At 64.8% G+C, this 26306-nt stretch carries 29 protein-coding genes; 14 read left to right on the forward strand and 15 right to left on the reverse strand.

Annotation, left to right across the window (positions count from 1 at the left end):
* Nucleotides 1–169: 169 nt before the first annotated feature.
* Nucleotides 170–1543 carry a class II 3-deoxy-7-phosphoheptulonate synthase gene (locus tag ASS64_RS05460; RefSeq protein ID WP_067691612.1) on the reverse strand — a complete coding sequence of 458 codons (1374 nt, stop codon included), beginning with the start codon at nt 1541–1543 and terminating at the stop codon, nt 170–172.
* Nucleotides 1544–1665: 122 nt separating this feature from the next.
* Nucleotides 1666–4605: a pitrilysin family protein gene (locus tag ASS64_RS05465; protein WP_067691106.1), complete on the reverse strand. Its 2940-nt coding sequence runs from the start codon at nt 4603–4605 to the stop codon at nt 1666–1668.
* Nucleotides 4606–4705: 100 nt separating this feature from the next.
* Between ASS64_RS05465 and ASS64_RS05470 the strand changes: the two genes are divergently transcribed.
* The 7 genes from ASS64_RS05470 (at nt 4706) to ASS64_RS05500 (ending at nt 8936) form a co-directional block, all read left to right on the forward strand.
* Complete coding sequence (locus ASS64_RS05470; protein ID WP_067691107.1) at nt 4706–5287, forward strand: NifU family protein; 582 nt, start codon at nt 4706–4708, stop codon at nt 5285–5287.
* Between the two features lie 29 nt (nt 5288–5316).
* Nucleotides 5317–5910 (forward strand): malonic semialdehyde reductase, encoded by a 594-nt coding sequence (locus tag ASS64_RS05475; RefSeq protein WP_067691110.1) that lies wholly within the window; start codon nt 5317–5319, stop codon nt 5908–5910.
* Between the two features lie 36 nt (nt 5911–5946).
* Nucleotides 5947–6558 (forward strand): tRNA (adenosine(37)-N6)-threonylcarbamoyltransferase complex dimerization subunit type 1 TsaB, encoded by a 612-nt coding sequence (tsaB, locus tag ASS64_RS05480; RefSeq protein ID WP_067691111.1) that lies wholly within the window; start codon nt 5947–5949, stop codon nt 6556–6558.
* Complete coding sequence (locus ASS64_RS05485) at nt 6555–7007, forward strand: GNAT family N-acetyltransferase (RefSeq protein ID WP_067691112.1); 453 nt, start codon at nt 6555–6557, stop codon at nt 7005–7007. The genes tsaB and ASS64_RS05485 overlap by 4 nt, the downstream gene beginning before the upstream one ends.
* Nucleotides 7008–7124: 117 nt before the next feature.
* Nucleotides 7125–7562 (forward strand): MucR family transcriptional regulator, encoded by a 438-nt coding sequence (locus tag ASS64_RS05490; RefSeq protein WP_067691113.1) that lies wholly within the window; start codon nt 7125–7127, stop codon nt 7560–7562.
* A gap of 74 nt (nt 7563–7636) precedes the next feature.
* Nucleotides 7637–8059, forward strand: coding sequence for a Fur family transcriptional regulator (locus tag ASS64_RS05495; protein WP_067691114.1), 423 nt, complete (start codon nt 7637–7639; stop codon nt 8057–8059).
* Nucleotides 8031–8936, forward strand: coding sequence for a 1-acyl-sn-glycerol-3-phosphate acyltransferase (locus ASS64_RS05500; RefSeq protein WP_067691115.1), 906 nt, complete (start codon nt 8031–8033; stop codon nt 8934–8936). The genes ASS64_RS05495 and ASS64_RS05500 overlap by 29 nt, the downstream gene beginning before the upstream one ends.
* Here the strand turns inward: ASS64_RS05500 and ASS64_RS05505 are convergent.
* From ASS64_RS05505 to ASS64_RS05540, 8 genes are all read right to left on the reverse strand, one after another.
* Nucleotides 8933–9817 carry a LysR substrate-binding domain-containing protein gene (locus ASS64_RS05505; RefSeq protein WP_083508200.1) on the reverse strand — a complete coding sequence of 295 codons (885 nt, stop codon included), beginning with the start codon at nt 9815–9817 and terminating at the stop codon, nt 8933–8935. The genes ASS64_RS05500 and ASS64_RS05505 overlap by 4 nt on opposite strands.
* Nucleotides 9818–9885: 68 nt before the next feature.
* The gene (locus ASS64_RS05510) at nt 9886–10803 is read right to left on the reverse strand and encodes a hemolysin family protein (RefSeq protein ID WP_067691116.1); all 918 of its coding nucleotides are present in this window, start codon (nt 10801–10803) and stop codon (nt 9886–9888) included.
* A gap of 21 nt (nt 10804–10824) precedes the next feature.
* Complete coding sequence (gene ybeY / locus ASS64_RS05515) at nt 10825–11310, reverse strand: rRNA maturation RNase YbeY (RefSeq protein ID WP_198147661.1); 486 nt, start codon at nt 11308–11310, stop codon at nt 10825–10827.
* Nucleotides 11311–11357: 47 nt separating this feature from the next.
* Nucleotides 11358–11657 carry a GIY-YIG nuclease family protein gene (locus ASS64_RS05520; protein ID WP_255356019.1) on the reverse strand — a complete coding sequence of 100 codons (300 nt, stop codon included), beginning with the start codon at nt 11655–11657 and terminating at the stop codon, nt 11358–11360.
* Between the two features lie 52 nt (nt 11658–11709).
* Entirely contained in the window at nt 11710–12741 is a 1032-nt protein-coding gene (locus ASS64_RS05525) for a PhoH family protein (RefSeq protein WP_067691119.1), read from the reverse strand.
* A gap of 195 nt (nt 12742–12936) precedes the next feature.
* Nucleotides 12937–14280 (reverse strand): tRNA (N6-isopentenyl adenosine(37)-C2)-methylthiotransferase MiaB, encoded by a 1344-nt coding sequence (miaB, locus tag ASS64_RS05530; RefSeq protein ID WP_067691121.1) that lies wholly within the window; start codon nt 14278–14280, stop codon nt 12937–12939.
* Between the two features lie 35 nt (nt 14281–14315).
* A complete protein-coding gene (locus ASS64_RS05535; protein ID WP_067691123.1) occupies nt 14316–14939 on the reverse strand; it encodes a hypothetical protein in 624 nt (207 codons plus the stop codon).
* On the reverse strand, nt 14939–15400 hold the full coding sequence (locus ASS64_RS05540; protein WP_067691126.1) for a peptidylprolyl isomerase: 462 nt from the start codon (nt 15398–15400) through the stop codon (nt 14939–14941). The genes ASS64_RS05535 and ASS64_RS05540 overlap by 1 nt, the downstream gene beginning before the upstream one ends.
* A 116-nt stretch (nt 15401–15516) precedes the next feature.
* Between ASS64_RS05540 and mgtE the strand changes: the two genes are divergently transcribed.
* The 4 genes from mgtE (at nt 15517) to ASS64_RS05560 (ending at nt 19936) form a co-directional block, all read left to right on the forward strand.
* Nucleotides 15517–16968 carry a magnesium transporter gene (mgtE, locus tag ASS64_RS05545; RefSeq protein WP_067691133.1) on the forward strand — a complete coding sequence of 484 codons (1452 nt, stop codon included), beginning with the start codon at nt 15517–15519 and terminating at the stop codon, nt 16966–16968.
* A gap of 306 nt (nt 16969–17274) precedes the next feature.
* Nucleotides 17275–17664, forward strand: coding sequence for a DUF1489 family protein (locus ASS64_RS05550; protein WP_067691618.1), 390 nt, complete (start codon nt 17275–17277; stop codon nt 17662–17664).
* A 171-nt stretch (nt 17665–17835) separates the two neighbouring features.
* Nucleotides 17836–19623: a methyl-accepting chemotaxis protein gene (locus tag ASS64_RS05555; RefSeq protein ID WP_067691140.1), complete on the forward strand. Its 1788-nt coding sequence runs from the start codon at nt 17836–17838 to the stop codon at nt 19621–19623.
* Between the two features lie 67 nt (nt 19624–19690).
* Nucleotides 19691–19936 (forward strand): hypothetical protein, encoded by a 246-nt coding sequence (locus tag ASS64_RS05560; RefSeq protein ID WP_067691142.1) that lies wholly within the window; start codon nt 19691–19693, stop codon nt 19934–19936.
* On the opposite strand, the gene ASS64_RS05565 is transcribed toward ASS64_RS05560, so the two are convergent.
* Genes ASS64_RS05565 through ASS64_RS16655 form a run of 4 tightly spaced genes read right to left on the reverse strand, consistent with a single transcriptional unit; the run spans nt 19933 to nt 23569 of the window.
* The gene (locus ASS64_RS05565) at nt 19933–20721 is read right to left on the reverse strand and encodes an SDR family oxidoreductase (protein WP_067691145.1); all 789 of its coding nucleotides are present in this window, start codon (nt 20719–20721) and stop codon (nt 19933–19935) included. The two genes, ASS64_RS05560 and ASS64_RS05565, sit on opposite strands and share 4 nt — an antisense overlap.
* Nucleotides 20718–21401 (reverse strand): DsbA family oxidoreductase, encoded by a 684-nt coding sequence (locus ASS64_RS05570; protein ID WP_083508201.1) that lies wholly within the window; start codon nt 21399–21401, stop codon nt 20718–20720. The genes ASS64_RS05565 and ASS64_RS05570 overlap by 4 nt, the downstream gene beginning before the upstream one ends.
* A complete protein-coding gene (gene nudC / locus ASS64_RS16650; RefSeq protein ID WP_067691151.1) occupies nt 21398–22255 on the reverse strand; it encodes an NAD(+) diphosphatase in 858 nt (285 codons plus the stop codon). The genes ASS64_RS05570 and nudC overlap by 4 nt, the downstream gene beginning before the upstream one ends.
* Nucleotides 22256–22258: 3 nt before the next feature.
* Entirely contained in the window at nt 22259–23569 is a 1311-nt protein-coding gene (locus tag ASS64_RS16655) for a serine hydrolase (RefSeq protein WP_067691154.1), read from the reverse strand.
* A gap of 109 nt (nt 23570–23678) precedes the next feature.
* Between ASS64_RS16655 and ASS64_RS05585 the strand changes: the two genes are divergently transcribed.
* A complete protein-coding gene (locus ASS64_RS05585; RefSeq protein WP_067691156.1) occupies nt 23679–23900 on the forward strand; it encodes a hypothetical protein in 222 nt (73 codons plus the stop codon).
* A gap of 77 nt (nt 23901–23977) precedes the next feature.
* Here the strand turns inward: ASS64_RS05585 and ASS64_RS05590 are convergent, their stop codons facing one another.
* A complete protein-coding gene (locus ASS64_RS05590) occupies nt 23978–24997 on the reverse strand; it encodes an A/G-specific adenine glycosylase (RefSeq protein WP_067691159.1) in 1020 nt (339 codons plus the stop codon).
* 14 nt (nt 24998–25011) lie between these two features.
* On the opposite strand from ASS64_RS05590, the gene ASS64_RS05595 reads away from it, so the two are divergent.
* Nucleotides 25012–25557, forward strand: coding sequence for a DUF721 domain-containing protein (locus tag ASS64_RS05595; protein ID WP_067691166.1), 546 nt, complete (start codon nt 25012–25014; stop codon nt 25555–25557).
* The gene (locus ASS64_RS05600; protein WP_067691174.1) at nt 25554–26261 is read left to right on the forward strand and encodes a thioredoxin domain-containing protein; all 708 of its coding nucleotides are present in this window, start codon (nt 25554–25556) and stop codon (nt 26259–26261) included. The genes ASS64_RS05595 and ASS64_RS05600 overlap by 4 nt, the downstream gene beginning before the upstream one ends.
* The last annotated feature ends 45 nt before the right edge of the window (nt 26262–26306 follow it).

Consider the following 26306-nt stretch of genomic DNA (forward strand, 5'->3'; position numbering starts at 1 on the left):
CGCCGGAACCTGGCAACCACCTCTTACCATGGCGCAATTCAATGACCGTTTAAAGAGCGCAGGGAAAAAACCGTCTGCGAACAAGCGAATGGCGCGATCCCGCAACAATCCGGCGATCGCCCGCGGGTTCCGCCAAACGGCGTGGTCCTGCGAACGATAGGGGCTCGCTTCAGGCCGCGTCGGCCTGTCGCACGTTATTCTCCTCGTTGAGCATTTCGGCGATGAGGAAAGCCAGTTCGAGCGATTGGGCCGCATTGAGGCGCGGGTCGCAATGTGTGTGATAGCGATCGCCCAGCGCATCGTCGGTGATCGCCACCGCGCCGCCCACGCATTCGGTCACGTCCTGCCCGGTCATCTCGACATGGATGCCGCCCGGATGCGTGCCTTCGGCGCGATGCACTGCGAAAAACCCTTTCACCTCGGTCAGGATGCGGTCGAAGGGCCGCGTCTTGTAGCCGCTTTCCGATTTCACGACATTGCCGTGCATCGGGTCGCAGCTCCACACGACCGGATGCCCTTCGGCCTTCACCGCGCGCACCAGGCGCGGCAGGCCCTCTTCCACCTTGTCGTGGCCGAAGCGGCTGATCAGCACGATCCGTCCCGGCTCGCGCGCGGGGTTGAGCGCGTCGAGCAGTTTCAGCAGCGCATCGGTTTCCAGGCTCGGCCCGCATTTCATGCCCAGCGGATTGCCGATTCCGCGCGCGAATTCGATATGCGCGCTGCCCTCGAAGCGGGTGCGGTCGCCGATCCAGACCATATGCGCGCTGGTATCGTACCACTCCCCCGTCAGACTGTCGCGCCGGGTCAGCGCCTGCTCGTAGGGCAGCAACAGCGCCTCATGGCTGGTATAGAAGCTCGCGCGCTGCAATTGCGGGAGCACCTGCGGATCGACCCCGCAGGCTTCCATGAAGTCGAGCGCTTCGCCGATGCGGTCGGCAATGTCGGTGAACTTGTCCGCCCAGGGGCTGCGACCCATGAAGTCGAGCGTCCACTGATGGACCTGGCGCAGATTGGCGTAGCCGCCGGTGGCGAAAGCGCGCAGCAGGTTCAGCGTGGCGGCGGCCTGCGAATAGGCGCGCACCATACGCTGCGGATCGTTGGTGCGGGCGGCCTCTTCGAACTCGATGCCGTTGATATTGTCGCCGAAATAGCTCGGCAGCGTGATGTCGCCCTGCGTTTCGGTATCCGAGCTGCGCGGCTTGGCGAACTGGCCCGCCATGCGCCCGACCTTCACCACCGGCTTCTTGCTGGCGAAGGTCATGACGACCGCCATCTGCAGCAGCACGCGGAATGTATCGCGGATGTTGTTCGGGTGGAATTCGGCGAAACTTTCGGCGCAGTCACCGCCCTGTAGCAGGAAGGCCCGCCCCTCCGCCACATCGGCGAGGTCCGCCTTCAGCGCGCGCGCCTCGCCCGCGAAGACCAACGGGGGGTGCGTTTCGAGCGAAGTGGTGGCAGCCTCGAGAGCGGCTGCGTCGGGATAGGTCGGCAAATGCCTCGCCTCGAATCCCTGCCAGCTATCGGGTGCCCAATTCGTCGCCATTGTCTCTTCCGTCTGCGGCGCCGGAATTGGCGCCTGATTGCCCACCTGTAGCAGACGAGCGCGCATCATGTCGCAAGCAGCATTTGCTTGGCCAGCTTAAAAAGCCGATTGCAGTGTCCGGCTCAGCGCCCGGAAACGGCCGCACCGGCACTTGCCGATGTCGCCAGGTCCTGGCCCTGCGGAATCACCGCCAGCTTCCACCCCTCGCGCGAGGCGAGGTATTTCTGCGCCAGCGCCTGCAATTCGGCCGGCGGGGTCTGCGTGTAATCGGCCAGCAGATAGCGCAGCAGCCCAATCCGGCGATCGTCCACGGACGCACCCTCGAGCTGGTAGAGCCAGAACAGGTTCCCTGTCGACGCGCGGCTAACATATTGGCGCAGCGGTTCGACCACGCGATTGTATTCGTCTTCGGATACCGGCGCGCTGGCCAGTTCCTTGGCGATGCGCTCCGCTTCGGCGAAGAATACGGGCACGTCCTCGGGACGCAATTGCGCGAGCGCGGCGATCCGTCCGCCACTGTTCACGTCGCTCGGCCAGTCGGAGCGTACAACCGGCGAATAGCTCGCGCCGGCATGTTCGCGCATCGCGTCCATCAGCCTGTTGTTGAACAGCGAGGCGAGCACTTCAAGCCGGCGCGATTCGCGCAGGTTCTCGACCCCCGCCCCGCTCGGCCAGGCAACCACGGCGGCGGCCTGGTTGGCATCGCCGCGATGATGACGCACCACCGTCTCGCCGGCCTCGGGGAAATCGACCGGGCGGTTCAAGACCTCGGCCGAAGGCGCCTCGCGCGGGGGCAGGGCGCCGAAGGTCTCGCGCAGCGTCTCGATCGTGGCCGCCTTGTCGAATTCGCCGAAGACCAGCACTTCGACCGGCCCCTGTTTCAAGAGCGGTTCCCAGACCTCGCGGAAATCTTCCGGGGTCGCCGCGTCGAACATCTCGGGAGTCGGCGTGCGGAAGCGCGGGTCGCTGTCGCGCAGAAGATATTCGAGATCGCGCTGCAGGATGCCGCCGGGATTGGCGGAATAGCTTTCATAGGCGAGCTGGCCTGCCGCCTTGGCGCGGGCAACGGGATTGGGATCCCAGCCCGGCATCGCCAGTTTGGCGGCAAAGAGATATAACTGTTCGTCGAGATCGGCCTCGCGCGTCTGGGCATAGAAGGTAAAGGCCCCGTCGCCGGTTTCGAAATCGAAGCCGAATTTGCGCCCGGTCGAAAGAAGGTCGAGTTCCTCCTGGCCCAGTTCGCCGATTCCGGCACCGATCAGCGCGGCATAGCCGAGATTGGCATGAACCGCGTCTTCGGGATCGATGGCGCGATAGCCTGCACCGAAGCGCACCTTTACGGCCACGCGGCCCGGTTCGGCATCGTTGGCCCACAGGATCGCTTTCACGCCATTGGCGAATTCGACCTGTTCGATATCGAGCACGCCGATCGGCCCCTGCGCGGTGATCTGCCCGGGCTCGCCGAGAGGCGGCAACTCGTCGAAGGAAACCGACTGCGCCGCGAGCCGCGCATCCGCATCGGCATCGGGGGTTTCCAGCAGCGCGTTGCGGATCGCCTGCTCGCTCGCCTCGCCCGTCGCCGGGGTGACATAGGCGGCACGGATCACATCGCCCGAAAACAGCGCGCGGGTGTGGTCGAGCACGCGTTCGGGCGTGAGCGTTTCCTTCATCGAATTGAAGACCATCAGCACGGTTTCGGGCGCGGCGACCGCCTCGCGGATGTCGACCGCATTGACGATATCGTCTGCCAGGCGCGGACCGGGCAGCACGCGGCGCTGTTCGACCTGGCTCTGGAAGACGATCTCGAATTCGGCGAGTTCGCGGTCGATCTCTTCCTGCGAGGGCGGCGTCGCCAGCGCGTCGGCAATCACGCCGCGAATGTCGTCGAGCGCGGCTTTCCAGTCGGGGGTCAGCGGGGCGAAGGTGACGAAGGTCATATCCGCCGACCGGCTGACATCGTCCTGCGCGACCTGGGCATAGAGATAGCTGCCGCCCGCCCGCGCGCGCGCCTCGAGCCGGCGGTTGATCAGCGCCTGCGCCAGCGCATCGCGCAGCAGGCCCTCGTTATAGGCTACCGTGTCGAGCACCGGACGCCATGGACGCATTATCGCATAGGAGAAGGAGCGTGGCAGGTCGGGTTCGACGATGACCCCCGTTTCGCCGACCGGATTTTCCGGATTCGCTCCTGCGGGCGCAACCGGGTCGCCGAAATCGGGCGCCGGGACATGCGCGCCCTCGCCCTGCCAGTCGCCGAACCACTTCTCGATCTCGGCGGCCAGCTGCATCGGGTCCATGTCGCCCGCCGCCACGACCACTGCGTTTTCCGGGCGGTACCAGCGGTTGTAGAAGGCGCTGACGCTCGACCCCGTGGCGGCGCTCAGCGTGGCCTCGGTGCCGATGGGTGTGCGCGTGGCGAGCCTCTGCCCGGCGAAGAGCACGCCGCGGCTGGCATTGCCCGCACGTTCCGAGGGGCCTGCGCGCTCGCGCTTTTCGGCCAATACGATCGGCACCTCGGCCCGGATATTTTCATCGCTCAGTACGGGGCTGCGCACCATGCCAGACAGAAGTTTCATGCTCTCGGCGAGCTTGGCCTCGTCGACATTGGGCAGGTCCAGCTTGTAGACCGTGTGCGTCGGGCTGGTCTCGGCATTGGTGTCGCTGCCGAAGGTCGCGCCCAGCCGCTGCCAGGTCGGAATGGCCTCGGCCGGGCCGAGATACTTGCTCTCGCGAAACAGCAGGTGCTCGAGCAGATGAGCATAGCCCAGCTCGGATTCCTCCTCGTGCAGCGATCCCGCATCGATCCGCACGCGCACCGAAACCTGGTCGGGCGGGACGGCGTTTCTGCGCACGGCATAGCGCAGACCGTTGGGCAATTCGCCGAAGGTCCATTCCTCGTCGCGCGGGACGTCGCTGCCTTCGTATATCCATGGCGTGCCATCGGCCGGTGTAAGATACTCGGGCGTCGGTGCTGCAGGCTCCTGCGCGAGCAGGGGCTGCGGAGCGAGCAGCGCAGCGGGAAGGACGAGCGCGAGACGCCTGATGGCACGCGTGAATTGGGTCATGCAGGGCATATAGGCGGGCAATGCGTGAAGGCTAGGTGAATGTTCCCGCCCCAAGCGTTACTTCCTTGCCCCGCGGGCTTGCGGCACCTACATCCGTCCCATGTTCATCGAGACCGAAACCACGCCCAATCCGGCAAGCCTGAAATTCCTGCCCGGCCAGCAAGTCATGGGTCAGGGTACCCGCGAATTCGCCACTCCCGAAGCTGCCGAGGCCAGCCCGCTGGCGCAGGCGATCTTCGACACGGGCGAGGTCGTGAACGTCTTCTTCGGTTCCGATTTCGTCTCCGTTACGGCGGCGCCCGGGGTCGGCTGGACCGACCTCAAGCCACAGGTCCTGGCAATCCTGCTCGACCATTTCGTGTCGCAGGCTCCGCTGTTCGCGCCGGGTACTGCTGGCGGCATCGCTGTCCCGTCCGAGGACGAGAGCATGATAGTCGAAGAGCGGGACGAGGATTCCGATATCATCGCGCAGATCAACGAACTGCTCGAAACGCGTGTGCGTCCGGCGGTTGCCGGCGACGGCGGCGACATCCAGTATCGCGGCTATCGCGACGGTGTGGTTCACCTGCAGATGCAGGGTGCCTGTTCGGGCTGCCCTTCCTCCACCGCCACGCTCAAACACGGTATCGAGGGTCTATTGAAACATTACGTGCCCGAGGTCGTTGAAGTCCGCGCAGCCTGACTTCTTCCCGCAAACCGAAGGACACGATTTTGGCCGATACGCTTTCCGCCGACGCCCTCGACATCATCTTCCGCGAAGCACGCAGCTACAATGGTTGGCTCGACAAGCCGGTAAGCGACGAGCAGATCCACGCGATCTACGAATTGCTCAAGATGGCGCCGACCTCGGCCAATATGCAGCCCGCGCGGATCGTCTGGGTGAAATCGGACGAAGCCAAACAGCAGCTCGCCGACTGCGCGATGGAGGGCAACCGGGACAAGATCCTGACTGCGCCGGTGACAGCGATCATCGGCTACGATATCGACTTCCACGAGGAACTGCCCTGGCTGTTTCCCCACACCGATGCGAAAAGCTGGTTCGAGGGCGACGAAGAGGGCCGCAAGGAAGGCGCTTTTCGCAACTCCTCGCTGCAAGGCGCCTATCTGATGATCGCCGCCCGCGCGCTGGGGCTCGATTGCGGGCCGATGTCGGGCTTCGACAATGCGGCGGTCGACAAGGCCTTCTTCGGCGACGATCCGAAGCACAGGAGCAACTTCATCTGTGCGATCGGCCATGGCGATCCCAAGAGCATCTTCGATCGCAGCCCGCGCCCCGACTTCGACACATTCAACCGTATCGCCTGACTTGCAGCCTCGCCTCCGCTGGGGCAGTGCGCCCTCATGCGGATGCTGGCGATTGAAACTGCAACCGAGGCCTGTTCGGTAGCGCTGTTCGAGGATGGCGCGCTGCTCGACTCGCGTCACGAAATTCTCGGCCGCGGCCATGCCGAGCGGCTGGTTCCGATGATTGCCGAACTTCCGGACAAGGGCCGCGCGGAAGACATACGCGTCTCGCTAGGTCCGGGCAGCTTTACCGGCGTGCGCATCGGCCTGGCCGTGGCGCGCGCGTTGGGCATCGCCTGGCGGGCTCAGGTCCGCGGCTATCCCACGCTTGCGCTGGTGGCCGCGATGGCGCGCGGCAGTGACGCGGTGCCGGTCACGGTCTGCATGACCGGGGGGCATGGCGAGTGGTTCGTGCAGGATTTCGGCAGCGACGGGCAGCCGGTGGACGATGTGGCTTCGCTCGCCCCCGAGCTTGCGGGCGCGCGCGAGCTACCCGGAGCCTTGGCCGGATCGAAGGCGGAGGAATTGGCGACGCGCAAGCGCGTGGCACCCAGCGCCATCCGCCTGCCCGAAGCGCGCCACGTCCTGAATCTGCCGCCCGATATTCTGAGCGAAAGCCTCACCCCGCTCTACGGTCGCCCGCCGGATGCGAAACTGCCGGGCCGATGAGCGAGCTCGACCAAGTTATGGCCGTGATGGAGGCCGCCTTCGACCCGCATTGGCGCGAAGCCTGGACCCGCCAGCAGGTCGCCAATTCGTTGGCCATGCCGCATACCTACGCCATTCTCGTCGATGAGAATGGCCACAGAATTTCGGGCGAGAATACTGCCGCAGGATTTGTGCTCGCAAGACGAGCCCCGGGCGAAGAAGAACTTCTTCTCATCGGCGTGCGACCCGAAGCGCGCGGAAGGGGCCTCGGTCGCACGCTGATCGAGATTTTCGCGACGCTGGCGCGCGGAGCTGGGGCCGAGCGCATCTTTCTGGAAATGCGGGCAAACAATCCGGCGCAGCATCTCTACCGCGCCTGCGGCTTCGCGCCGATCGGTCGTCGCAGAGCCTATTATCGCACGCTGGACGGCACTCAACTGGATGCAATTACCTTTGCACGAGAGTTGTAGGAATGCGTCAAAAATAGCTCTAATCAACAAATGTTGCAATTTCTTGTCGATTTTATACAATGAGCCGTAGAGCGGGTCGCATCGCGAGTGATCTCCCTCAACTCAAAAGGGCAAGTAATGGAAAATTTGGAATCCGACATGACCGAGACGCTGATTACCCTTACCTCGGACATCGTCGCGGCTCATGTGAGCAACAATAACGTTGATGTTGCGGACGTCCCGACCTTGATTAGCAACGTCTATACCGCGCTTTCGGGTCTCGGCAGCGATGAAGCCGAAGAAGAGGTCCCCGAGCCGGCAGTACCCATCCGTTCATCGGTGAAAAAAGATTACATCGTCTGCCTCGAAGACGGTAAAAAGATGAAAATGCTCAAGCGTCATCTCAAGACCGCCTATGACATGACTCCTGACGAGTATCGCGCGCGGTGGAACCTTCCGGCCGATTACCCGATGGTTGCACCGAGCTATGCCGAGAAGCGGCGCGAGCTCGCGGTCAAGATCGGCCTGGGCCGCAAGCCCGGTCAAAAGCGGGGACGCAACAAGAAGGCTGCCTAAAGCCCTTCGGTTCGCCTTGAGGAAGACGCCCCGGGCCGGTAAGGCTACGGGGCGTTTTTCATTAGGAAGCGAAATTGCACCAGAAGATCGACCTCGAACAATTGTGCGCCGACAAAGGTCTGCGAATTACCGAGCAGCGTCGCGTGATCGCACGCGTGTTGTCGGAAAGCGACGATCATCCCGATGTCGAGCTGCTGCACGAACGCGCGAACAAGATCGACTCGGGTATTTCCATCGCCACTGTCTACCGCACCGTGCGCCTGTTCGAGGAGGCCGGCATTCTCGACCGGCACGACTTCGGCGATGGGCGCGCACGCTACGAAGCGGCGCCCGAAGCGCATCACGATCATCTGATCGATGTCGAGACGGGCAAGGTGGTCGAGTTCGTCGATCCTGAAATCGAAGCGCTGCAAAAGCAGATCGCCGCCAAGCTCGGCTATCGCCTCGTCGATCACCGTCTGGAACTTTATGGCGTCCGCCTCGACCGCGAAGACTGAGCGCAGGCTCGCGAAATATACGGCCCGGCGGCTGGCCGCCGCGCGCGGCGAGACGGTACCGCTCAGCCCCGCCGGCTGGATCCGTTTCGTGCTTCGGACGCTTGCAATACTGCTGCTGCTCATTGTCTGTGTTCCGCTGCACTACCTCTACCGGGTTTTCGCCTACGGATCGCCCTTCCCCATGCTGTTCCTGCGCTATACCGCGCGGATCGTTGGGGCGCGGGTGAAGGTCGTCGGCACACCGTTGAGGCGCGACGTCTTTTTCATCGCCAACCACATCAGCTGGGTCGACATTCTCAGTATGGCAGGCGCCAGCGGGACCGCTTTCGTCGCCAAGCAGGAGCTCTCCGAAGTCCCGGTGATCGGCTGGCTGTGCCGCCTGAACCGGACCGTTTTCGTCAAACGGGAGAATCGCCTCGGGGTCGCCGAACAGATCAACGCCCTCAAGGAAGCGCTGGCCGACAATTGGTCCGTCACGGTCTTTCCCGAAGGCACCGTAACCGACGGCCATTCGTTGTTGCCGTTCAAGTCGAGCATGATCTCGGTTCTCGACCCGCCACCACCGGGAGTGATGGTCCAGCCGGTGGTGCTCGATTACGGCGAAAACTCCGAGGAAATCGGTTGGGTCGGTGAGGAATCCGGGCTTCACAACGCCATGCGGATCATGGCGCGCAGGGGCACTTTCCTGCTGACTCTCCACTATCTCGAGCCGTTCAGCCCGGTCGAATATCGCGGCCGCAAGGCCATTGCCGCCAAGGCGCGCGAAGAGATCGAGGAACGGCTAGTGGCCAATCTCGGCAAGCCGCTGCGTGATTTCCAGCATGTCGTCGACGCAGTGCGTTATCGGCCCAAGCCGGCCGACACAGAAGCAAGCTAGAGCCCGGCGTTCACCAACCAGTCGTGAAACAACCGCACCGGACGTTCCTCGAGCGCGGTCGGTTTGCATACGAACCAGTAGCTATATGGGCTCTCGACCTCGACATCGAACAGGGTCGCCAGTCGGTTGTCCGCGGCGCGGCGCATGTGATCGTCATGCATGATCGCAATGCCCAGGCCCTGCGCCGCCGCCTCGAGCATGATCTGGCCCGAATCGAAATGGTCGATCGCCGCCGGTTCTAGATCCGCCATGCCGATTTCGGCGCGCCAGGCGGTGAAGCTTTCGGGCAATTCGTTGTGGATCAGGAAAGTCTGCCGCGCGAGCTGGTCCGGGTCGGGCTTCGAACCGAGCTTTCCGGCGAGGTCGCGGCTGCAGATCGCGTGGACCTTGTTGTAATCCAGCCGGACGGCGTGGAGCCCGCGTGACGGGCCGCGCGAGAGAATGATCGCCGCATCGAGCACATCGCCCACGCGGTCCTCGAGATGCGCCCCCGTGTCGATGTCGATATGCAGCAGCGGATGCCGCTCGCGCAATTCGCCAAGGCGCGGAAATAGCCGCTGCGTCCCGAAAAGCGGCAGGACGCCGAGATGCAGGCGCAGCAGCGAGAGGTTTTCCGACTGGCTTTCGACCGCCCGTGCCAGCGCTTCGAGCTGCGGATTGACCGCCTCGAAGAAGGCATGCCCATCGTCGGTCAATTGCATCGACTGGCGCGCGCGGGTGAACAGCTTCTTGCCGACGAATTCCTCGAGATTGCCGATCCGCCGCGACAGCGCGGAAGGGCTCAGCCCGAGTTCGTCGGCCGCGGCACGCGCAGAGCCAAGCCGCACCGTACGCACGAACGCTTCGAGGGCGCGCAAGGGGGGAAGTCTGCGGGTTGCCATGAGAGTTGCACGCTATGAGCGTGTATCGCACCTGTCGAGGGTGTATGTGCGAAAAACTGCAACTGCGGTCACGCAGCCGTCACAGTTTCCTCGGGCGAATGAAGGCGCAGCCGTTTCACATGCGTTTCGTCGCCATCGGTGACTTCGATCTTCCAACCGCTGGGGTGCTCCAGCATACGCCCGACCTCGGGCACCTGCTCGGCCAGAACGAAGGCTAGACCGCCCAGAGTGTCGACCGATTCCTCGACCTCGGCCAGAGCAGGCGAGACGTGTTCGGCGACATCATCGAGTTCGGCGCGGGCATCGCAATCCCACATTCCCTCGCCGATATCGACGATCCATTCCTCTGGCGCCTCGTCATGCTCGTCCTCGATCTCGCCGACGATCTCTTCGACAAGGTCCTCGATCGTGATGAGACCGTCGGTGCCCGAAAACTCGTCGACCACCACCGCCAGATGCATGCGCTGCGCGCGCATGTCGGCCAGCACATCCAACGCATTGCGCGTTTGTGGCACATAAAGCGGCTGCCGCATCAGCACGGTCCAGTCCTTGGGCGGGGTCTGTTCGCGCGCCAGGATCGTAAAAACGTCCTTGATGTGAATCATGCCGATCACATCGTCGAGCTGCTCGCGATAGACGGGCATTCGCGAATGCCCGTGCTCGGCGAAGGTCTCGACCAGCTCGTCCCAGCTCGCACTGGCATTCATGGCGATGATCTCGCCGCGCGGCACCGCGACATCGTCGGCATCGTGCTCGGAGAAATGCAGGAGGTTGCGCAGCATCTGCCGCTCGACCAGCGAGAGGTCGCCGGTGCCGCTGTGCTCCGGCGCCTCCTCGCCGTTTTCGCCCTCATGCTCGTCGATAGCGTCTTCCAGCTGCGCACGCAGCGAGCGTTCGCCGTAATCGGGGTCGAAGAATTTCCGGATCGCGAGCATCAGCCCGCTGCTACTCTCCGCGTCTCCCGCGGGTGATGACGAATCGGGCATGGCCCTAACAATGCACTCCCATCAGTTGCGGTCCCCATATGGGTCGGCGATACCCAGTTTTGCAAGCGCTGCGATTTCGAGCGCCTCCATCGCCTCGGCCTGGGCGTCGGACTCGACATGATCGTGGCCTGCGAGGTGGAGCAGGCCGTGTATGATCAGATGGGTAGCATGATCCCCGAGCGCGATGCCCTTCTCCGCCGCTTCGCGCTCGCAGGTCCCGCAGGCAAGCGCCAGATCGCCGAGCATCTCGGGCGGGCCGTCCGGTGCGAGATCGAGCAGTTCGGCCCGCTCCAGCATGGGAAAGGACAGCACGTTGGTCGGCTTGTCCTTGCCGCGCCACTCACGATTGAGCGCGCGGACTTCCTCGTCCGAAGTGAAGAGTAGCGATGCCGTCAGCCGCGCGTTTGTTAGCGCGGGTTCGACTTCGGCGGTCGCCTCTTGCGCGCGTCGCGCCAAGCCGTCCCAGTCGCCTTCCGGCCAGCCTTCGATTTCGATATCCAGTTCCAAACGGCAATCCTTCGTCATCCCCGCGCAGGCGGGGATCCCGCTCCCTTTCACATGTTCAAGGTCTCGAACAAGTCATCCCAATCGGGATTTTGTTCTTCTATCCGCCTGATCTTCCAGGCGCGGTTCCATTTCTTCATCGCCTTTTCGCGGGCGATAGCATCCTCGATATCGTCATGGTGTTCGACATAGACAAGCCGTGCCAGATCGTAGCGAGCGGTGAAACTCCCACCCTTCCCTGCGCGATGTTGAACCGTTCTTGCGGCTATGTCCGCGGTCACTCCGATGTAAAGCGTGCCGCGATAGCGGTCCGTCATGATGTAGACGAAGCCGCCCTTCTCGAAAGTCACGCCAGCAGGTAGCGGGACCCCCGCCTGCGCGGGGGTGACGCGGAATGCGGGTTCATGCGCTCGGCCCTTCGTAGGCCTCCACGATCCGCCCAACGATCGGATGGCGGACCACGTCGGCCGCGGTGAAGCGAATCGTGCCAAAGCCCTCGACGCCCTCCAGCTTGCCGACCGCATCGGCGAGGCCGCTCATGCCGTCGCCGCCGGGGATGTCGACCTGCCGCGGATCGCCGCAGATGACCATGCGACTGTTCTGGCCGAAGCGGGTGAGGAACATCTTCATCTGCTCGCGCGTGGTGTTCTGCGCCTCGTCGAGGATGACGAAGGCATCGGCCAAGGTGCGACCGCGCATGAAGGCGATCGGCGCGATCTCGATCTCCCCGCTCGCCAGCCGCCGTTCGACCTGTTCTGGCGGCATGCAATCGTAAAGCGCGTCGTAGAGCGGGCGCAGATAGGGATCGACCTTTTCCTTCATGTCGCCGGGTAGGAAGCCGAGCTTTTCGCCCGCTTCCACCGCCGGGCGCGACAGGATCAGCCGCTGGACGCTGCCATTGATCAGCTGGCTGACCGCCTGCGCGACGGCGAGATAGGTCTTGCCCGTGCCCGCCGGGCCCAGCGCGAAGATGATGTCGTCGCGCACGAGGCTGCGCATGTAGGTCGCCTGCATCGCGCTGCGCGGCACGATGGTCTTGCGCCGCGTGCGGATCATGATCGGCGGACCCTTGGGCTCCGCATCGACGATCCCGTCGAGCGTGGGTTCGTCCGACATGGAAATCAGCGCTTCGATCGCGCCCTGGTCGAGATCCTGCCCGATGGCGAGCTTGTCGTACATCGCCTTGAGCACGTCGCGCGCACGGGCGACGCTGTCTTCCGGCCCTTCGATATGCAGCTCGTTCCCGCGCGCCGCGATGAACACGCCGAGGCGGTTTTCGACCTGGACGAGATTGGCATCGAACTGTCCGAACAGCGCGCCGAGCAGGCTCTGATTGTCGAAACTGATATCGACCTGAGCGCGGCGCACTTCGCGCTGCGGTGAGGGTGGCGGGGTGAAGGCAGACACGTCCTTCTGTGCGGGTTTGCGAGCCATATGCTCCTTTCGCTTGCGAGTCGGAGTTTAGGCTTCAACGCGGGGCGCGCAAGTTGGGCACCGCGTGATGGCGGTGGAAAGTCACGCAGCAGACACGTTGCCATCCTGCCGTCACTCCAGCGAAAGCTGGGCTCTCCCGAGGCATGGCGCTAGGCCGATACCGATCCCGGCTTCCGCTGGGATGACGTGCAAGAGCTAGGCCGCCACCGCCTCGCGCAGCTTGCCGGCGAGCGAATTGGGCCCGGCCTCGACCAGGTCGACCTGCACCAGATCGCCAATCTGCGCCCTGCCTTCGAACCACACGCTTTGGAGCCAGGGCGACTTGCCGAGCCATTGGCCCGGATGCTTGCCCTTGCGCTCGACGAGTACTTCACAGCCGCGGCCGACGGTGTTCTTGTTGAACGCTAGCTGGTCGCGATTGAGCGCGGCCTGGAGGCGCTGGAGGCGCTCGTCCATGACCACTTTCGGCACCTGCCCGTCCATCGTGGCAGCGGGCGTGCCGGGGCGCGGCGAATATTTGAAGCTGAACGCCTGCGCGTAACCGACCTCGTCGACCAGCGCGAGCGTTTCCTCGAACTCGGCATCGGTCTCGCCGGGGAAGCCGACGATGAAGTCGCCACTTAGCGCGAGGTCGGGCCGTGCGGCGCGGAAGCCATCGAGCAGCTTGAGATAACTCTCTGCCGTGTGGCTGCGATTCATGGCCTTGAGTACACGGTCGCTGCCCGCCTGCACCGGGAGGTGAAGGAAGGGCATGAGCTTGTCGATCTCGCCATGCGCGGCGATCAACTCGTCGTCCATGTCGGCCGGATGACTGGTGGTGTAGCGGATGCGCGCGAGGCCATCGACCTTGGCAAGGTCGCGGATCAGCCCTGCGAGGCCGACCGGGTGGCCCTTTTCGTTCTCGCCGCTCCACGCGCTGACATTCTGGCCGAGCAGCGTGATCTCCTTCGCGCCCGCATCGACCAGTTTCTTCGCTTCGGTCACCAAATCGCTGTAAGGCCGCGAAATTTCCGCGCCGCGTGTATAGGGCACCACGCAATAGGTGCAGAACTTGTCGCAGCCTTCCTGCACGGTAAGGAAGCTCGCCGGAGCGGTGCGGCGGCGCTCGGGCAATGCGGCAAACTTGGCGATTGCGGGCATGTCGGTATCGGTCGCGCGCTCGCCCTTCACCGCCTTGTCGAGCATTTCGGGAAGCCGGTGATAGGCCTGCGGGCCGACGACCATGGAAACCGCCGGCGCGCGTGCCATGATTTCCTCGCCCTCGGCCTGCGCGACACAGCCCGCGACCGCGATCAGCGGCTGTTTCCCCGCCTCCGCGCCCGCCTTGGAGATGCGGCCGATGTCCGAATAGACCTTTTCCGCCGCCTTTTCGCGGATGTGGCAGGTGTTGAGCACGACGAGGTCGGCGTCCTCGCCCTCGGGCGCAGGCACGATGCCCTGCTCGCCGAGCATCTCGGCCATGCGCTCGCCGTCATAGACGTTCATCTGGCAGCCGAAGCTCTTGACCTTGTAGGTCTTGGGGGAAGTGGTCGGTTTCATGGGAGGGGGCGCTTTAGGCCACTGGCAGGCAAAATTCAATCATCGCCGCTCGCCTCGGGTGACTGATCGTGAAGCGCGAGGCGCGGCAAGACTGTGTCGGGCTTGATTATGGCCCCGGGCGCGATCACTGCATTTGCGCCGACCCGCACACGATCCCCGAGAAGCGCACCGAACTTGTCGCTGCGGGTTTCCACCGTATCACCCTCGAACACTATACGCACCGCCTTGTCGGCGCGCTCGTTTCGGTAATTGGCGACGATCGCGCCAGCCTCGATGTTTACCGAACCGCCCACCACTGAATCACCGACAAAACTGAGGTGGGCAATCTTGCTGCCCGGGAACAGGAAGCATGTCTTGACCTCGCACGATGGGCCAACGATCACGCGATCCGCCAGCCACACTCCACCGCGCAAATAGGCGTTGTGCGCAACGAAGCATTCTGGCCCGACCATGCACGGAGCCTTGAGGACCGCCCGCTCCTCGACCGTCGCACTGCGATGGACGGCAACCCCTTCGCAAACCCGATAGTCAGATCCCAAACCCGCGATCTGGGTCGCCACCGCGCGGGGCGCATCGGTGGTAAGCGCCCAGGCCGTGGGGAAATCAGCCCAAGGGCTTTCCCGCCAATCCTCAATCAGGTTGGCGGGATCGAAGGACATCAGGAAACAGTCGCCTTCACGATCTTGCCCGGGTTTGCCGGCGGCTCGCCCTTGGGCAGGGCGTCGACATGTTCCATGCCGCTCTCGACCTGGCCCCAGACGGTGTACTGGCCGTCGAGGAATTCGGCATCGTCGAAGCAGATGAAGAACTGGCTGTTGGCGCTGTCGGGCACTTGGGTGCGGGCCATCGAGCAGGTGCCGCGGGTGTGCGGTTCGCTGTTGAACTCGGCCTTGAGGTCGGGCTTGTCGCTGCCGCCCATACCGGTGCCGGTCGGATCGCCGCCCTGCGCCATGAAGCCGGGGATCACGCGGTGGAAGACGACGCCGTCGTAGAAGCCTTCGCCCGCGAGCGTGGTGATCCGCTCGACATGGCCGGGCGCGAGGTCGGGACGCAGCTTGATCACCACATCCTTGGTGTCGCCGTCGCCGGTGTCGAGGGTGAAGGTCAGCTTGTCGGCCATTGTTCGATGTCTCCTGCAATTCGATTGGCGCCTACATAGGGATTGTGGCCTGAGAGTCACCAGTCGAGTGTCACCCTCTGCTTGCATTCCCATGCCGTGTGCCTAGACCCGCTCCGATGAGCGAGAGCGACCGCCCTGTCGACGAAGACGGTATCCTGTTGGCGCGTGAGCCGGTCGAAGAGGCGCGCCCCGACGACCGTATCGACGACGAGCGGATGGACGAGGAGAACACGCTCAAGCCCGAGTTCGTCCGTTCGGTGGCCGATGCGCTCGACGAGGGCGATACCAAGGCGGTCTACGAACTGGTCGAGCCGCTCCACCCCGCCGACATTGCCGACCTGCTCGAACTGTTCGAACGCGAGGAGCGTTACCAGCTCGCAGAGGCGATCACCGACCTGATGACCTCCGAGGTCGTTGCCGAGCTTAACGACTACGTCCGCGAAGACATGATGGAGGCGCTGCCTGCGGAAGCCGTCGCCCAGATCGTCGACCAGCTCGAGACCGACGATGCCGTTCAGCTGATCGAGGATCTGGACGAGGCCGACCAGCGCGCGATCCTCGCCGAGGTCGAACTCGAGGACCGGATCGCGATCCAGTCCGCCCTGTCCTATCCCGAAGAGACCGCCGGCCGCCTGATGAGCCGCGACCTCGTCGCGGTGCCCGAACACCTGACGGTCGGCGACCTGATCGATTACCTGCGCGATCAATCCGACCTGCCCGACGAGTTCTACGAGATCTTCGTGGTCGACGAGAAGCACCATCCGGTCGGTACATGCGCGCTCTCCTGGATCATGCGCGCACCGCGCGCGGTCGCGCTGGCCGATGTCATGAAGCGCGACCAGACGCTGATCCCGGCCATGCTCGACCAGGAAGAGGTCGGGCTGATGTTCCAGAAGTACAATCTCATCAGCGCCGCCGTGGTCGACGAGAACGAGCGGCTGGTCGGCCAGATGACGGTCGACGACGTGGTCCACATCATCTCCGAAGAGGCGGGCGAGGACGCGCTGCTGATGTCGGGTGCGGGCGAAGGCGACATCAACGAGCCGATCCGCGAGGCATACTCGGCGCGCGTGCGCTGGCTGGTCGCCAATCTCGGCACCGCGCTGGTCGCCAGCCTCATCATCGCGATGTTCGGCGCGGCGATCGAGCAATTGGTCGCTCTCGCCATCCTCATGCCGATCGTCGCCAGCATCGGCGGCAATGCGGGCACGCAGACCATGGCGGTGACCGTGCGCGCGATCGCCACCAATCAGCTGACGCGCAGCAACACGCGGCGCATCCTGCTGCGCGAAATGCGCGTGGCGGTGCTCAACGGGATGACCATCGCGGTGCTGATCGGCATCGCGACGGGGCTGGTCTTCACCCCCATGCTCGGCGGCGTGATCGCGCTGGCGATGGTGATCAATGTGGTCGTTGCGGGTCTTGCCGGCGTGCTGGTGCCGGTGGCCTTCGACCGGCTCGATCAGGACCCGGCGGTGGCGTCGAGCGTATTCGTGACGATGATCACCGATTCGATGGGCTTCTTCGCCTTCCTCGGCCTGGCCGTGGCCAGCGGGATCGTCGGCTAGCCATCCTACACATGGACCGGGTGTAACACGGTCCAGGGCGAAAAAAGCTGCGGGTCGGAATTGGGCCGTGAAATGGAGGGTTTGTGCGGCCTTCGGGGTAATCCGGGCGGGCATCTGGCGAGCCTGCCCTTGTAGGGGGCCTGTAGGAAAGCGATGAATTCCATCCCCTGCTTGCGTCACCCCGGCCTCCGAGCCGGGGTCGGGGCTGCCTTCAATTTCTGATTCGTCGGCGCGCAAGAAGCACCGGCCCCGGATCCAGTCCGGGGCGACGCTTGAGATATGGATGGGAAGCGCTACATCCTCCTCATGCCGCTCAACCTGACCAAGATCGCCTTCGGCGCGCAAAGCTATGGCGATATCGAAAGCTGGTATGCGCAGCGGCGCAGCCCCAACCTGACCACACGCTATCGCCCGACCAAGTGGGAGCAGTGCATCGGCGGCTCGCTCTACTGGATCCACCAGCACGCCATCGTTGCGCGCAGCGAGATCCTCGGCTTCAGCGAAACCAAGGACGGGCGCTGGTCGATCGACCTCAAGCCCGAACTGGTGCGCGTGCACCCCCGCCCCAAGCGTGCGCACCAGGGCTGGCGCTATCTCAAGGGCGATCCGCCGCGCGATCTGGCGCCCGGCGAAGACATCGGCGACGCGCTGCCGGGCAAGCTGGCGGGCAAGCTCGAACGGCTCGGCCTGATCTGAATCTCTCGCTGCAGCGCACAAGTGCTTGTTTTCGCGTATTTGCGACTGAAGTGCGACCGTTAGATTTCTGAATTAAGTCACTGCTTTTGCAGGTTTTTCCTGATTATGCTTTACGCCTTGGCAAGGTCTGCCGACTAGATCGCGGCTGACTTCAACAGCGCAGCGTTTCCCATGTCCCTCCACCCGCAATTCGCCGACGCCTTCATTCGCGAAGCCGATCCGAAACCTTCGGTCGAGCGTGCCGAACCGATCCAGTCCGAAACCACAATCGAGGCGCGGCGAGGCGGCGGAGCTTTCGAACGCTTCGGCCTCATGCGCGCCAGTATCTCTGGCAAGGTGCGGGTTTTCGCCCTGTCCTTCACGCTGATCCTCATGTTGCTCGGCACCATACTCGGCGTGGCACAGGCGGTACTTACCGAACGATCCGATCGGGCTGCGGTTACCGCTTCGCGTGCCATGGCTGCATCGCAATTGGCCACGTCGATTGCCGAAAGCCGCTATTTCGCCTCGCGCTATGCCGCCGATGGCGAACCCGCGACGATCGCCTCCGCCTTTGCGACGCTGGCCCAGGCGCGCGATGAGATCGATGCCACGATCGCGCTCGAGGGGGGCGACAGCGGCTCGCGCGAGCAAATGGAATGGCTCGTGACGCAGGTCGAGGGCTTCGAACCCGAATTGCGCGCTCTACAATCCTCGATAAACGCGCACGGCCCCTCCGCCACCGGCAACGCACTCGCCGATGCGATCGACATCAGCGGTGATCAGCTGGCGCAGCAGGCCGCCGGCATCGAGGCGGCACTGGTGGCGCAATCCGACGCGGCCCAGCGGTCGCTCGACACTTTCAAGACCTGGACCATGATCGTGGCGCTGGGGCTGATCGCGGGGTGCATTGCGCTGGTTCATTTCGGCGCGCAGGCGCTCTCCCGCCAGGTATCGGGCTCGCTCGCGGAGATTACGGGGGCCATGACCCGGCTGGCGAGCGGCGACCGTTCGATCGCGATCCCCGGCACGGGCCGCGCGGACGAAATCGGCGAAATGGCCCGCGCGCTGGTGGTGTTTCGCAAGAGCGCCGATGCGCTGGCCGATTTGCAGCGCAGGGCGCGCGAGGAGCAGAATGCGATCCTGCGCCGGCTGGTCGACAATTTCCAGGGCGGTGTGGGTGAAGTGGTCGGCGGCGTCGCGCAGGCCTCGCGCGAGTTGCAGTCGACATCGAGCGACATGGCCGGGGCTGCGACACAGACCATCGGCTTCGTCGAACAGGTCTCGCGCGATATGTCGGAAACGCAGGTCGGCGTCACCGCGGCCGCCGCGGCGAGCGACCAGTTCGCCATGTCGGTGGCCGAGATCGGTCGCCAGGCGGGCAATTCGGCAAGCGTGGTGCAGGACGCGCGGCAGTCCGCCGAAGTGGCCGATGGAAAGATGGCCGAGCTTGCCAGCGTGGCCGAGGAAATCGGCGAAGTCGTCGACCTGATCGGCGCGATCGCCGACCGCACCAACCTGCTCGCGCTGAATGCTTCTATCGAGGCAGCGCGGGGCGGCGAGGCGGGACGCGGCTTCGCCGTGGTCGCCTCGGAAGTGAAGGAGCTCGCCCGGCAGACCCGCGAGGCCACGGGCAATGTCGCATCGCGCATCGTCGGAATGCAGGTCATGACCCGCGAAAGCGTGGACGCGCTGACCCGGATCGGCGAGCGCATCCGCGAAGTCGAACTGACCGCGACCGCGATCGCGCAGGCGGTCGACGAGCAATCGGTTTCGAGCCGCGAACTGGCCCGCAATCTCGACCTCGCCGCCAATGGCGTCGAGAACATCGGGGGCGGCATCGCGCAGATCGGCGATATGGCGCGCAGCACGGGGGCGGCCGCGGACAAAGTGCTCGCATCGGCAGACACGCTCGACGGTACGGCGCGCGATCTCGATACCCGCTCGCAGGAGTTCGTGAACTCGGTTCGCGCGGCCTGAAAACGGGGCGCAAATTCGGAACTGGCCCCATGAGAGAACCGTTGGTCGGACAAAGGAGAATGCTACCATGCCCGAACGCCAATCGCGCCATCCCGACAACGAACTGATCGAGGAAATCACCGAAGGTGCCACGCCCTACCAGCAGGGTTCGGCCGGCGGCGAGGTCAATCGCCGGGTCGGCAAGCGCGGTGAGGAAAACCGCGCCACGGACCCGGAAAATCGCGAGCCCGAAGTCGGCTCGGACAACCCACGGCAGGATGCGAAGAAGGGCGACAAGACACTCGCCGCAATGCAGGATTCGCGCGGCAGCTAGCCGCCGGTCAGGCGAGCGATGGCGTCCCGAACGTCGTTGTCGTCGTCGCTGCCGTATTCGGAATAGCTGGCGCGTAGCGCGTCCATTCGCTCGTCGATCCGCTTGAGGTTCGAGCGATGGCTGACGACGAAGCGCCGCCGTGCAAGCAGTTGCGGGACGACGAGGTCGGCATATTCGCCGACATCCATCCCATGCTGCATGACCCGCGCGTCGCCGAAGGGGGTGAAGACCCAACCCGGAACGATCGTGCCTGCGTGGACATGGTCGGGCAGGTCCTCGCGCATGCTTTCGGTAAGGCCGAGCACGGCATGCTTGCCCGCGATATAGGCGGCGGTCTGCGGCGCGGCGCAGAAGAAGCTGTTCTCGCTGCCGGTGTTGTAGATCGCGCCCGGCACGTCCTGGTCGATCATTCGCGGCGCGAAGGCGCGGCAGCCGTACCAAACGCCCCAGACATTGACGTCGAAATGCCGCCGCGCTTCGGCCGGGTCGACCTCCCACAGCCTGCCTCGCGGGCCGCCGGCCCCGGCATTGTTGAGCAGCAGTTCGACCGTGCCGAGCCGGTCGAAGGCCGCATCCGCCAGGGCATCGACCTGCGCCGGGTCGGAGACATCGCACGGCTGCGCCAGGGCGCCCTCGATTCCCGCCGCTGCTTCGTCCAGCCTCTCGCCCGGCAAGTCGGCGAGCAGTACTCGTACCCCCCGCCCCGCCAGCCGCTGCGCGATTGCGAACCCGATCCCCGAAGCGCCGCCGGTAATGACCGCGTTTGCCGGGACCCAATCGCTCACGCCGGCACCTTCTCCGCCACCCGCCGCAGCGCGTCGGCATAGGCTTCGGGCGGCTGGGCGCCGGGGATCATGAATTTGTTCTCGACGATCATCGCGGGCACGCCGGTGATGTTGAGATCCCAGGCGGCGCGCTCCTCGGCGCGGACCTTGTGGGCGAGTTCTTCGCTCGCGAGCGCCGCCTCACAAGCGGCGCGGTCCAGCCCGACGCTCTCGGCGACATCGAGCAGCACAGCGTGATCGGCAATCTTGCGCCGCTCGTTGAAATGCGCCCGGAACAGCGCGAGCTTGAGCTCGGTCTGCTTGGCGGGGCCGTGCTCCTCGCCCGCCCAGGTCAGCAGCTTGTGCGCATCGAACGTGTTCCACATCCAGCGCTGCGGTTCCGGATCGGGCCCCTCGTAATCGAGCGATACGCCCGCGCCCTGCGCAGCCTCGCGCATGCGGCCTTGCACCGCCTTGGACTGTTCGGGGGTGGAACCGTATTTACGCGCGATATGCGCGGTGCTTTCCTCGCCTTCGGGCGGCATGTCGGGGTTGAGTTCGAAAGCATGCCAGCGGACATCCGCCTCGATCTCGCCTTCGAGCTGTTCGAGCCCCTTCTGCAGGCTCCCCCAGCCGACCAGGCACCAGGGGCACATGACATCGGACCAGATATCGATCCGCAAGGTTCTCGGTTCGCTCATCTCTTCACCCACCACTGCATCAGGTGATGCGCAATAGCATGGCGCGGCGGGCAGCGGAAAGGACCGTTCCCGGCCAGCGCGGCTTCCACCTCCTCGCGCGTATAGAAATTGATCTCCGCCATCTCGGTCTCGTCGATGGTCAACTCGTCACTGTTGGCATGGCTATGGCAGCCGATCATAAGCTGGCTGGGGAAAGGCCAGGGCTGGCTGGCGATATAGGACACATCGCGCACCGTGATGCCCGCTTCTTCCAGCACTTCGCGGTTCACCGCTTCCTCGATGTTCTCGCCCGGTTCGACGAAACCGGCGAGCGCGGAGAATGCGCCTTCGGGCCAGCCGAGGCCGCGCCCCAGCATCAGCCTGCCATCATATTCGACCAGCATGATCGTGACCGGATCCGTGCGCGGGAAATGGCTTGCCCCGCATCGGCTGCACTCGCGTTGCCAGCCGCCCTTGGCGATGCTGGTGTCGCCGCCGCATTGCGCGCAGAAGCGGTGCCGCGCATGCCAGTCGGTCAGGCTGCGCGCGCCGCCGTAAATCGCCAGGTCGTCGGGCCGCAGTGTCGTCATCAGCGACCACAGCTGCGGATTGGCCATGCGCGGGCTGGCATCGCCCCTGGGCGGCACGGCGGCGAAACAGGGCTTGCCGTCGTCGAGGCCGAGGAAGCACAATTCGGCATCCTCGGGCGCATCGGCGAGCGTGCCCCAGACCAGCCCGCCATCGTCGCCGATCGCAGGCATCAGCCCGTCCAGCGCAAGCAACCGCGCCTTCCAGTTCATGTATCCTGCCAGCCGTTCGGGGTCGGCACGCACGTGGTCGGCGCGGTCGAGGCGCGAGCCGGTAAACGCGAGCATGGCTTACGCCTTCGCGGCTTGCATCGCGGCCAGATCCTTGCCCACCGCTGCGGGAAAGCCGGTATGGATCGGATAGGCTTCGGACGGCATATATTGCGTCATCAGGGTCGCGCGCAGGCCGGCTTTGAAATTGACGAAGGCGACGGTGCCCGCCGCCCCGCCCCAGCCATAGGCGCCGTCGGTCACGCGGCCGCCCGCACCGAAGCCCTGTCCCTCGACCCAGGTGCCCTCGGTGGTCGCGGTCGTGGGCAGCAGGTTCGACGTGCCGACGCGTACCGCCAGTTCGCCCATCACGCGCTTGCCGTCGATCGTGCCGTAGCCGAGCAGCATCTGGAGGAACCGGTCGTAGTCGCGCGGGCTCGACACCAGCCCCGCCCCGCCGAAGGGGAACGGCGGCTCGTCGAGATAGATCGAGGCCCTGGCCGGGTCCATCGGCAGCGGGGTGTTGTTCATAATGCCGTAATTGGTAGTAAAGCGCCCGACCTCGCTTTCGGGAACGGTGAACCAGGTACTGGTCATGCCCGCGGGCTCGAAAATCTGCGTGCGCAGGAATTCGTCGAACGCCATGCCGCTGGCGACTTCGATCACGCGGCCGAGCAGGTCGAGACTGACCGAATAGCTCCATTTGGTGCCCGGTTGCAGCACCAGCGGCAGTTCGGCGAGGCGATCGGCAAAGGTATCGAGCCCGGTGACCGCCTGCCCACGGCCGAGGCCGGGGATCGGCAGGCGGCTGACCTGCCCCGGCACCAGTCCTCGCTCGGTATAGGCGGCGCTGATCGGCCCCTTCTGCACGATATTGTACCCCAGCCCTGCGGTATGGGTGAGAAGCTGGCGCACGGTGATCGGGCGCTCGGCGGGTACCAGATCGGTCAGCGACCCGTCGTAGGTCCTCTGCACCTGCATATTCGCATAGGCGGGAAGCAGTTCAGCGATCGGCTGGTCGAGACCCAGGCGGCCCTCGTCGATCAGCATCATCGCGGCCATGCCGGTCACCGGCTTGGTCATCGAATAGATGCGATAGAGGCTGTCCGCATCGACCTTGCTCGGCCCGCCCAGCGCCAGCGTGCCGCGCGCGATATGAAGCGGATCGGCGCGGCCCCAGCCAAGCGTGGCGATCATGTTGGCGACCTTGCGCTCGGCGACGTAGCTATCGACCATGGCAGTAACGTTGCGCCAGTTCGCGCCATAGTCGCGGGCGGTGGCCATCCGCCCCATCGGCGACCCCGCCAGCGCCGCACCGGCGGCGAGCCAGGCACCCCCGCGCAGCAGCGCGCGACGGGACATTTGCGGGGTGCCGAAGCTGCGATAGGCCATCCAAGTCTCTCCGAATTCCGTTTGACGGGTTTGTGCGGGAGAGGCGGGAGGGCGTCAATTGCGAATCGAAACTGTTGCAATGGCCCGGTGTCCTATCCATATAGGACACATGTTCAATCTCCTCTCCATCCTGTTCGGGATCGTTTCGCTCGTGGTCGTCATTCCGGCGACCATTCCCTTCCTCGGCTGGGCCAACTGGCTCGCGCTGCCGCTGATCGTGATCGGCGTGGTGCTCGGCCAATTGTCGTCGAGCAACGGCGGGCGGAATTTCTGCCTGATCGTGCTGCTGATCGCGGCGGTGCGGCTGACGCTGGGCGGCGGGATTTTCTGACGACCGCTCTCCCGCGAAGGCGGGGGCCCCGGGCGATTTAGCGCATCGTGCCTGTGATTTCCCGCCTGCGCGGGGAATCACGCCATGACGAGCCGGGCCGCCTTGGCGAACAGGGTCGGCAGGCCTGCTTCGTCGAGCGTGTCGAGCGGCCACCATTCGCCCGCGCCGGCTGGCTGCGCCGCGTCGCGCTGCATGTGCACCGACAGCTCCAGCGCGAAATGCGTGAAGGTGTGGCGCACCACGCCGCCAGCTTCCCACTCACCCGCCAGGGGAGCCTCACCCGTGCCGTCGCCGCGCGCGCTCCAGCCGTCATCGGGCAGCGCGCGCATCCCGCCGAGCATGCCCTTGCCCTCGCGCCTGACCAGCCACACCGTGCCCTCGCGCTCGATCCAGAAGGCGCTGCCCTGCCGCACCGGTTTCGCCTTCTTCGGAGCCTTCACCGGTAGACCGGCCGGATCGCCTGCCGCCCTGCCCTCGCAGCTTTGGGATAGCGGGCAAAGCAGGCACTTGGGATCGCGCGCGGTGCAGATGGAGGAACCCAGATCCATCATCGCCTGCGCGAAATCGCCTGCGCGCCGGTTCGGGGTAATGGACTCGGCTGCCGCGCGGATCGCCTTGCGCGCGCCCGGCAACGGTTCGTCGATCGCAAACAGCCGCGCAACCACTCGCTCGACATTGGCATCGACCACCACGGCTCGCCGGTCGAACGCGATTGCGGCCACGGCGGCCGCGGTATAGGCGCCCAGCCCGGGCAATTCGCGCAAGGCAGCCTCGGTTTCGGGAAAGCCGCCGCGCCGTGCCACCTCTCGCGCGCACTTCACAAGATTGCGCGCGCGCGAGTAATATCCGAGTCCCGCCCAGGCCGCCATCACGTCCTCTTCGGGCGCAGCGGCAAGCGCTTCGACGGTAGGCCAGCGCGAAGTGAAGGCTTCGAAATAGGGCTTCACCGCCGCCACGGTGGTCTGCTGCAACATCACTTCCGACAGCCACACGCGATAGGGATCGGGCGGGGGCGCACCGGGCCGCGCGCGCCACGGCAGGACGCGCGCATGCGCATCGTACCAGTCGAGCAATTGATCGGAGACGGTGGCGGCCACGCCGCGCCTATGGCATGAGCGCTCCCACCATGGGAAGCGACAAGACCGGATCCGGATCGAAGAAGTACCAGCGCCCGCGCGGCGGTGGGGCGAAACCGATCAGCGACCTGATGCCGCAGATCGGACGCAGCGCCTTTCGCCGCTTCGGCTTCGTGCAGAGCTCGGTCGTCAGCCGCTGGCCCGAAATCGTCGGCGAGGTGCATGCGCGCACCTGCACGCCCGAGATGATCCGCTTTCCCCCGGGCGAGAAGTCCGAAGGCATCATGCATCTGGTGGTCAAGCCTGCCCATGCGCCACTGGTGCAGCAGGTGATCCCCGAGATCATCGACCGGGTGAACCGCTTTTTCGGCTATCGCGCGGTGGCCCGTATCAAGCTGCGGCAAGGCGAGGTTAAGCCACCGCCCGGCAGGGAAAAGCCCAAGGCGCCGCCGTCGCTCAAGCCGATTCCGATGGAATTGGGCGACAGCCTGCGCGATATCGGCGATCCGGAACTCAGGACGGTGCTGGAATCGCTGGCGCGCAGTATGAATTCGCAAGAAGACGGGAACGAGGACAGGTGATTATCAAGTCGATGATGGTAAAGGCCCTTGCCCTGGTCGGCGTCGGAACGCTGGCACTGGGCGCAAGCGCGCAGGAACGCCTGATGCTGCCCGGCGGCAACTGGGGCGGAATGCTCGCCGAATCCGATGGCGGGCACGTCTTCGGCAATCCGGAAGCCGAGACCAGGCTGATCGAATTCATGAGCTACACCTGCTCGCACTGCGCCACCTTCGCCCGCACCGGCGAAGGCGCGATCAAGGTCGCCTATGTCCCGACCGGGCGGATCAGCTACGAAATCCGGCACCTGATTCGCGATCCGGTGGACCTTTCCGCCGCGCTGCTCACCCATTGCGGCGATGCGAACAAGTTCGGCGGCAATCACGAGGCGATCATGTATCGCTTCGACGAATGGATGGAAAAAGCAGGCAAAGCCACCCAGGCGCAACGCTCGCGCTGGCAGTTCGGCTCGCTTCCCGCTCGCCTCCAGGCGATCGCCAGCGATCTCGATTTCTACGAGATCATGGAAGGTCGCGGCTATTCGCGCGTCGAGATCGATCGCTGCCTGTCGGACGAGGCCAAGGCGCGCGAAATGGCGGAACAATCGGCCGCCGATGTGCAGAAATACGGTCTGACCGGCACGCCCAGCTTCGTGCTCGACGGCGAGCTGCTCGAAGCGACGCATGATTGGCCGACACTCGAAAAACGCCTCAAGGATGTCTTCTGACCGCGCGATAAGCGCTTTTTTCCGGGGAAAGCCTTGTGGATACGC

The organism is Erythrobacter sp. AP23 (assembly GCF_001542855.1).
Taxonomy (GTDB): Bacteria; Pseudomonadota; Alphaproteobacteria; order Sphingomonadales; family Sphingomonadaceae; genus Qipengyuania.

Excerpts from the sequence above, each read along its gene's own strand:
- ASS64_RS05460 (WP_067691612.1), bottom strand. The coding sequence starts at position 1,543 with ATGGCGACGAATTGGGCACCCGATAGCTGGCAGGGATTCGAGGCGAGG.
- ASS64_RS05465 (WP_067691106.1), bottom strand. The coding sequence starts at position 4,605 with ATGACCCAATTCACGCGTGCCATCAGGCGTCTCGCGCTCGTCCTTCCC.
- ASS64_RS05470 (WP_067691107.1), top strand. The coding sequence starts at position 4,706 with ATGTTCATCGAGACCGAAACCACGCCCAATCCGGCAAGCCTGAAATTC.
- tsaB (WP_067691111.1), top strand. The coding sequence starts at position 5,947 with ATGCGGATGCTGGCGATTGAAACTGCAACCGAGGCCTGTTCGGTAGCG.
- ASS64_RS05485 (WP_067691112.1), top strand. The coding sequence starts at position 6,555 with ATGAGCGAGCTCGACCAAGTTATGGCCGTGATGGAGGCCGCCTTCGAC.
- ASS64_RS05490 (WP_067691113.1), top strand. The coding sequence starts at position 7,125 with ATGGAAAATTTGGAATCCGACATGACCGAGACGCTGATTACCCTTACC.
- ASS64_RS05500 (WP_067691115.1), top strand. The coding sequence starts at position 8,031 with ATGGCGTCCGCCTCGACCGCGAAGACTGAGCGCAGGCTCGCGAAATAT.
- ASS64_RS05505 (WP_083508200.1), bottom strand. The coding sequence starts at position 9,817 with ATGGCAACCCGCAGACTTCCCCCCTTGCGCGCCCTCGAAGCGTTCGTG.
- ASS64_RS05510 (WP_067691116.1), bottom strand. The coding sequence starts at position 10,803 with ATGCCCGATTCGTCATCACCCGCGGGAGACGCGGAGAGTAGCAGCGGG.
- ASS64_RS05525 (WP_067691119.1), bottom strand. The coding sequence starts at position 12,741 with ATGGCTCGCAAACCCGCACAGAAGGACGTGTCTGCCTTCACCCCGCCA.
- miaB (WP_067691121.1), bottom strand. The coding sequence starts at position 14,280 with ATGAAACCGACCACTTCCCCCAAGACCTACAAGGTCAAGAGCTTCGGC.
- ASS64_RS05535 (WP_067691123.1), bottom strand. The coding sequence starts at position 14,939 with ATGTCCTTCGATCCCGCCAACCTGATTGAGGATTGGCGGGAAAGCCCT.
- ASS64_RS05540 (WP_067691126.1), bottom strand. The coding sequence starts at position 15,400 with ATGGCCGACAAGCTGACCTTCACCCTCGACACCGGCGACGGCGACACC.
- mgtE (WP_067691133.1), top strand. The coding sequence starts at position 15,517 with ATGAGCGAGAGCGACCGCCCTGTCGACGAAGACGGTATCCTGTTGGCG.
- ASS64_RS05550 (WP_067691618.1), top strand. The coding sequence starts at position 17,275 with ATGCCGCTCAACCTGACCAAGATCGCCTTCGGCGCGCAAAGCTATGGC.
- ASS64_RS05555 (WP_067691140.1), top strand. The coding sequence starts at position 17,836 with ATGTCCCTCCACCCGCAATTCGCCGACGCCTTCATTCGCGAAGCCGAT.
- ASS64_RS05560 (WP_067691142.1), top strand. The coding sequence starts at position 19,691 with ATGCCCGAACGCCAATCGCGCCATCCCGACAACGAACTGATCGAGGAA.
- ASS64_RS05570 (WP_083508201.1), bottom strand. The coding sequence starts at position 21,401 with ATGAGCGAACCGAGAACCTTGCGGATCGATATCTGGTCCGATGTCATG.
- nudC (WP_067691151.1), bottom strand. The coding sequence starts at position 22,255 with ATGCTCGCGTTTACCGGCTCGCGCCTCGACCGCGCCGACCACGTGCGT.
- ASS64_RS16655 (WP_067691154.1), bottom strand. The coding sequence starts at position 23,569 with ATGGCCTATCGCAGCTTCGGCACCCCGCAAATGTCCCGTCGCGCGCTG.
- ASS64_RS05585 (WP_067691156.1), top strand. The coding sequence starts at position 23,679 with ATGTTCAATCTCCTCTCCATCCTGTTCGGGATCGTTTCGCTCGTGGTC.
- ASS64_RS05595 (WP_067691166.1), top strand. The coding sequence starts at position 25,012 with ATGAGCGCTCCCACCATGGGAAGCGACAAGACCGGATCCGGATCGAAG.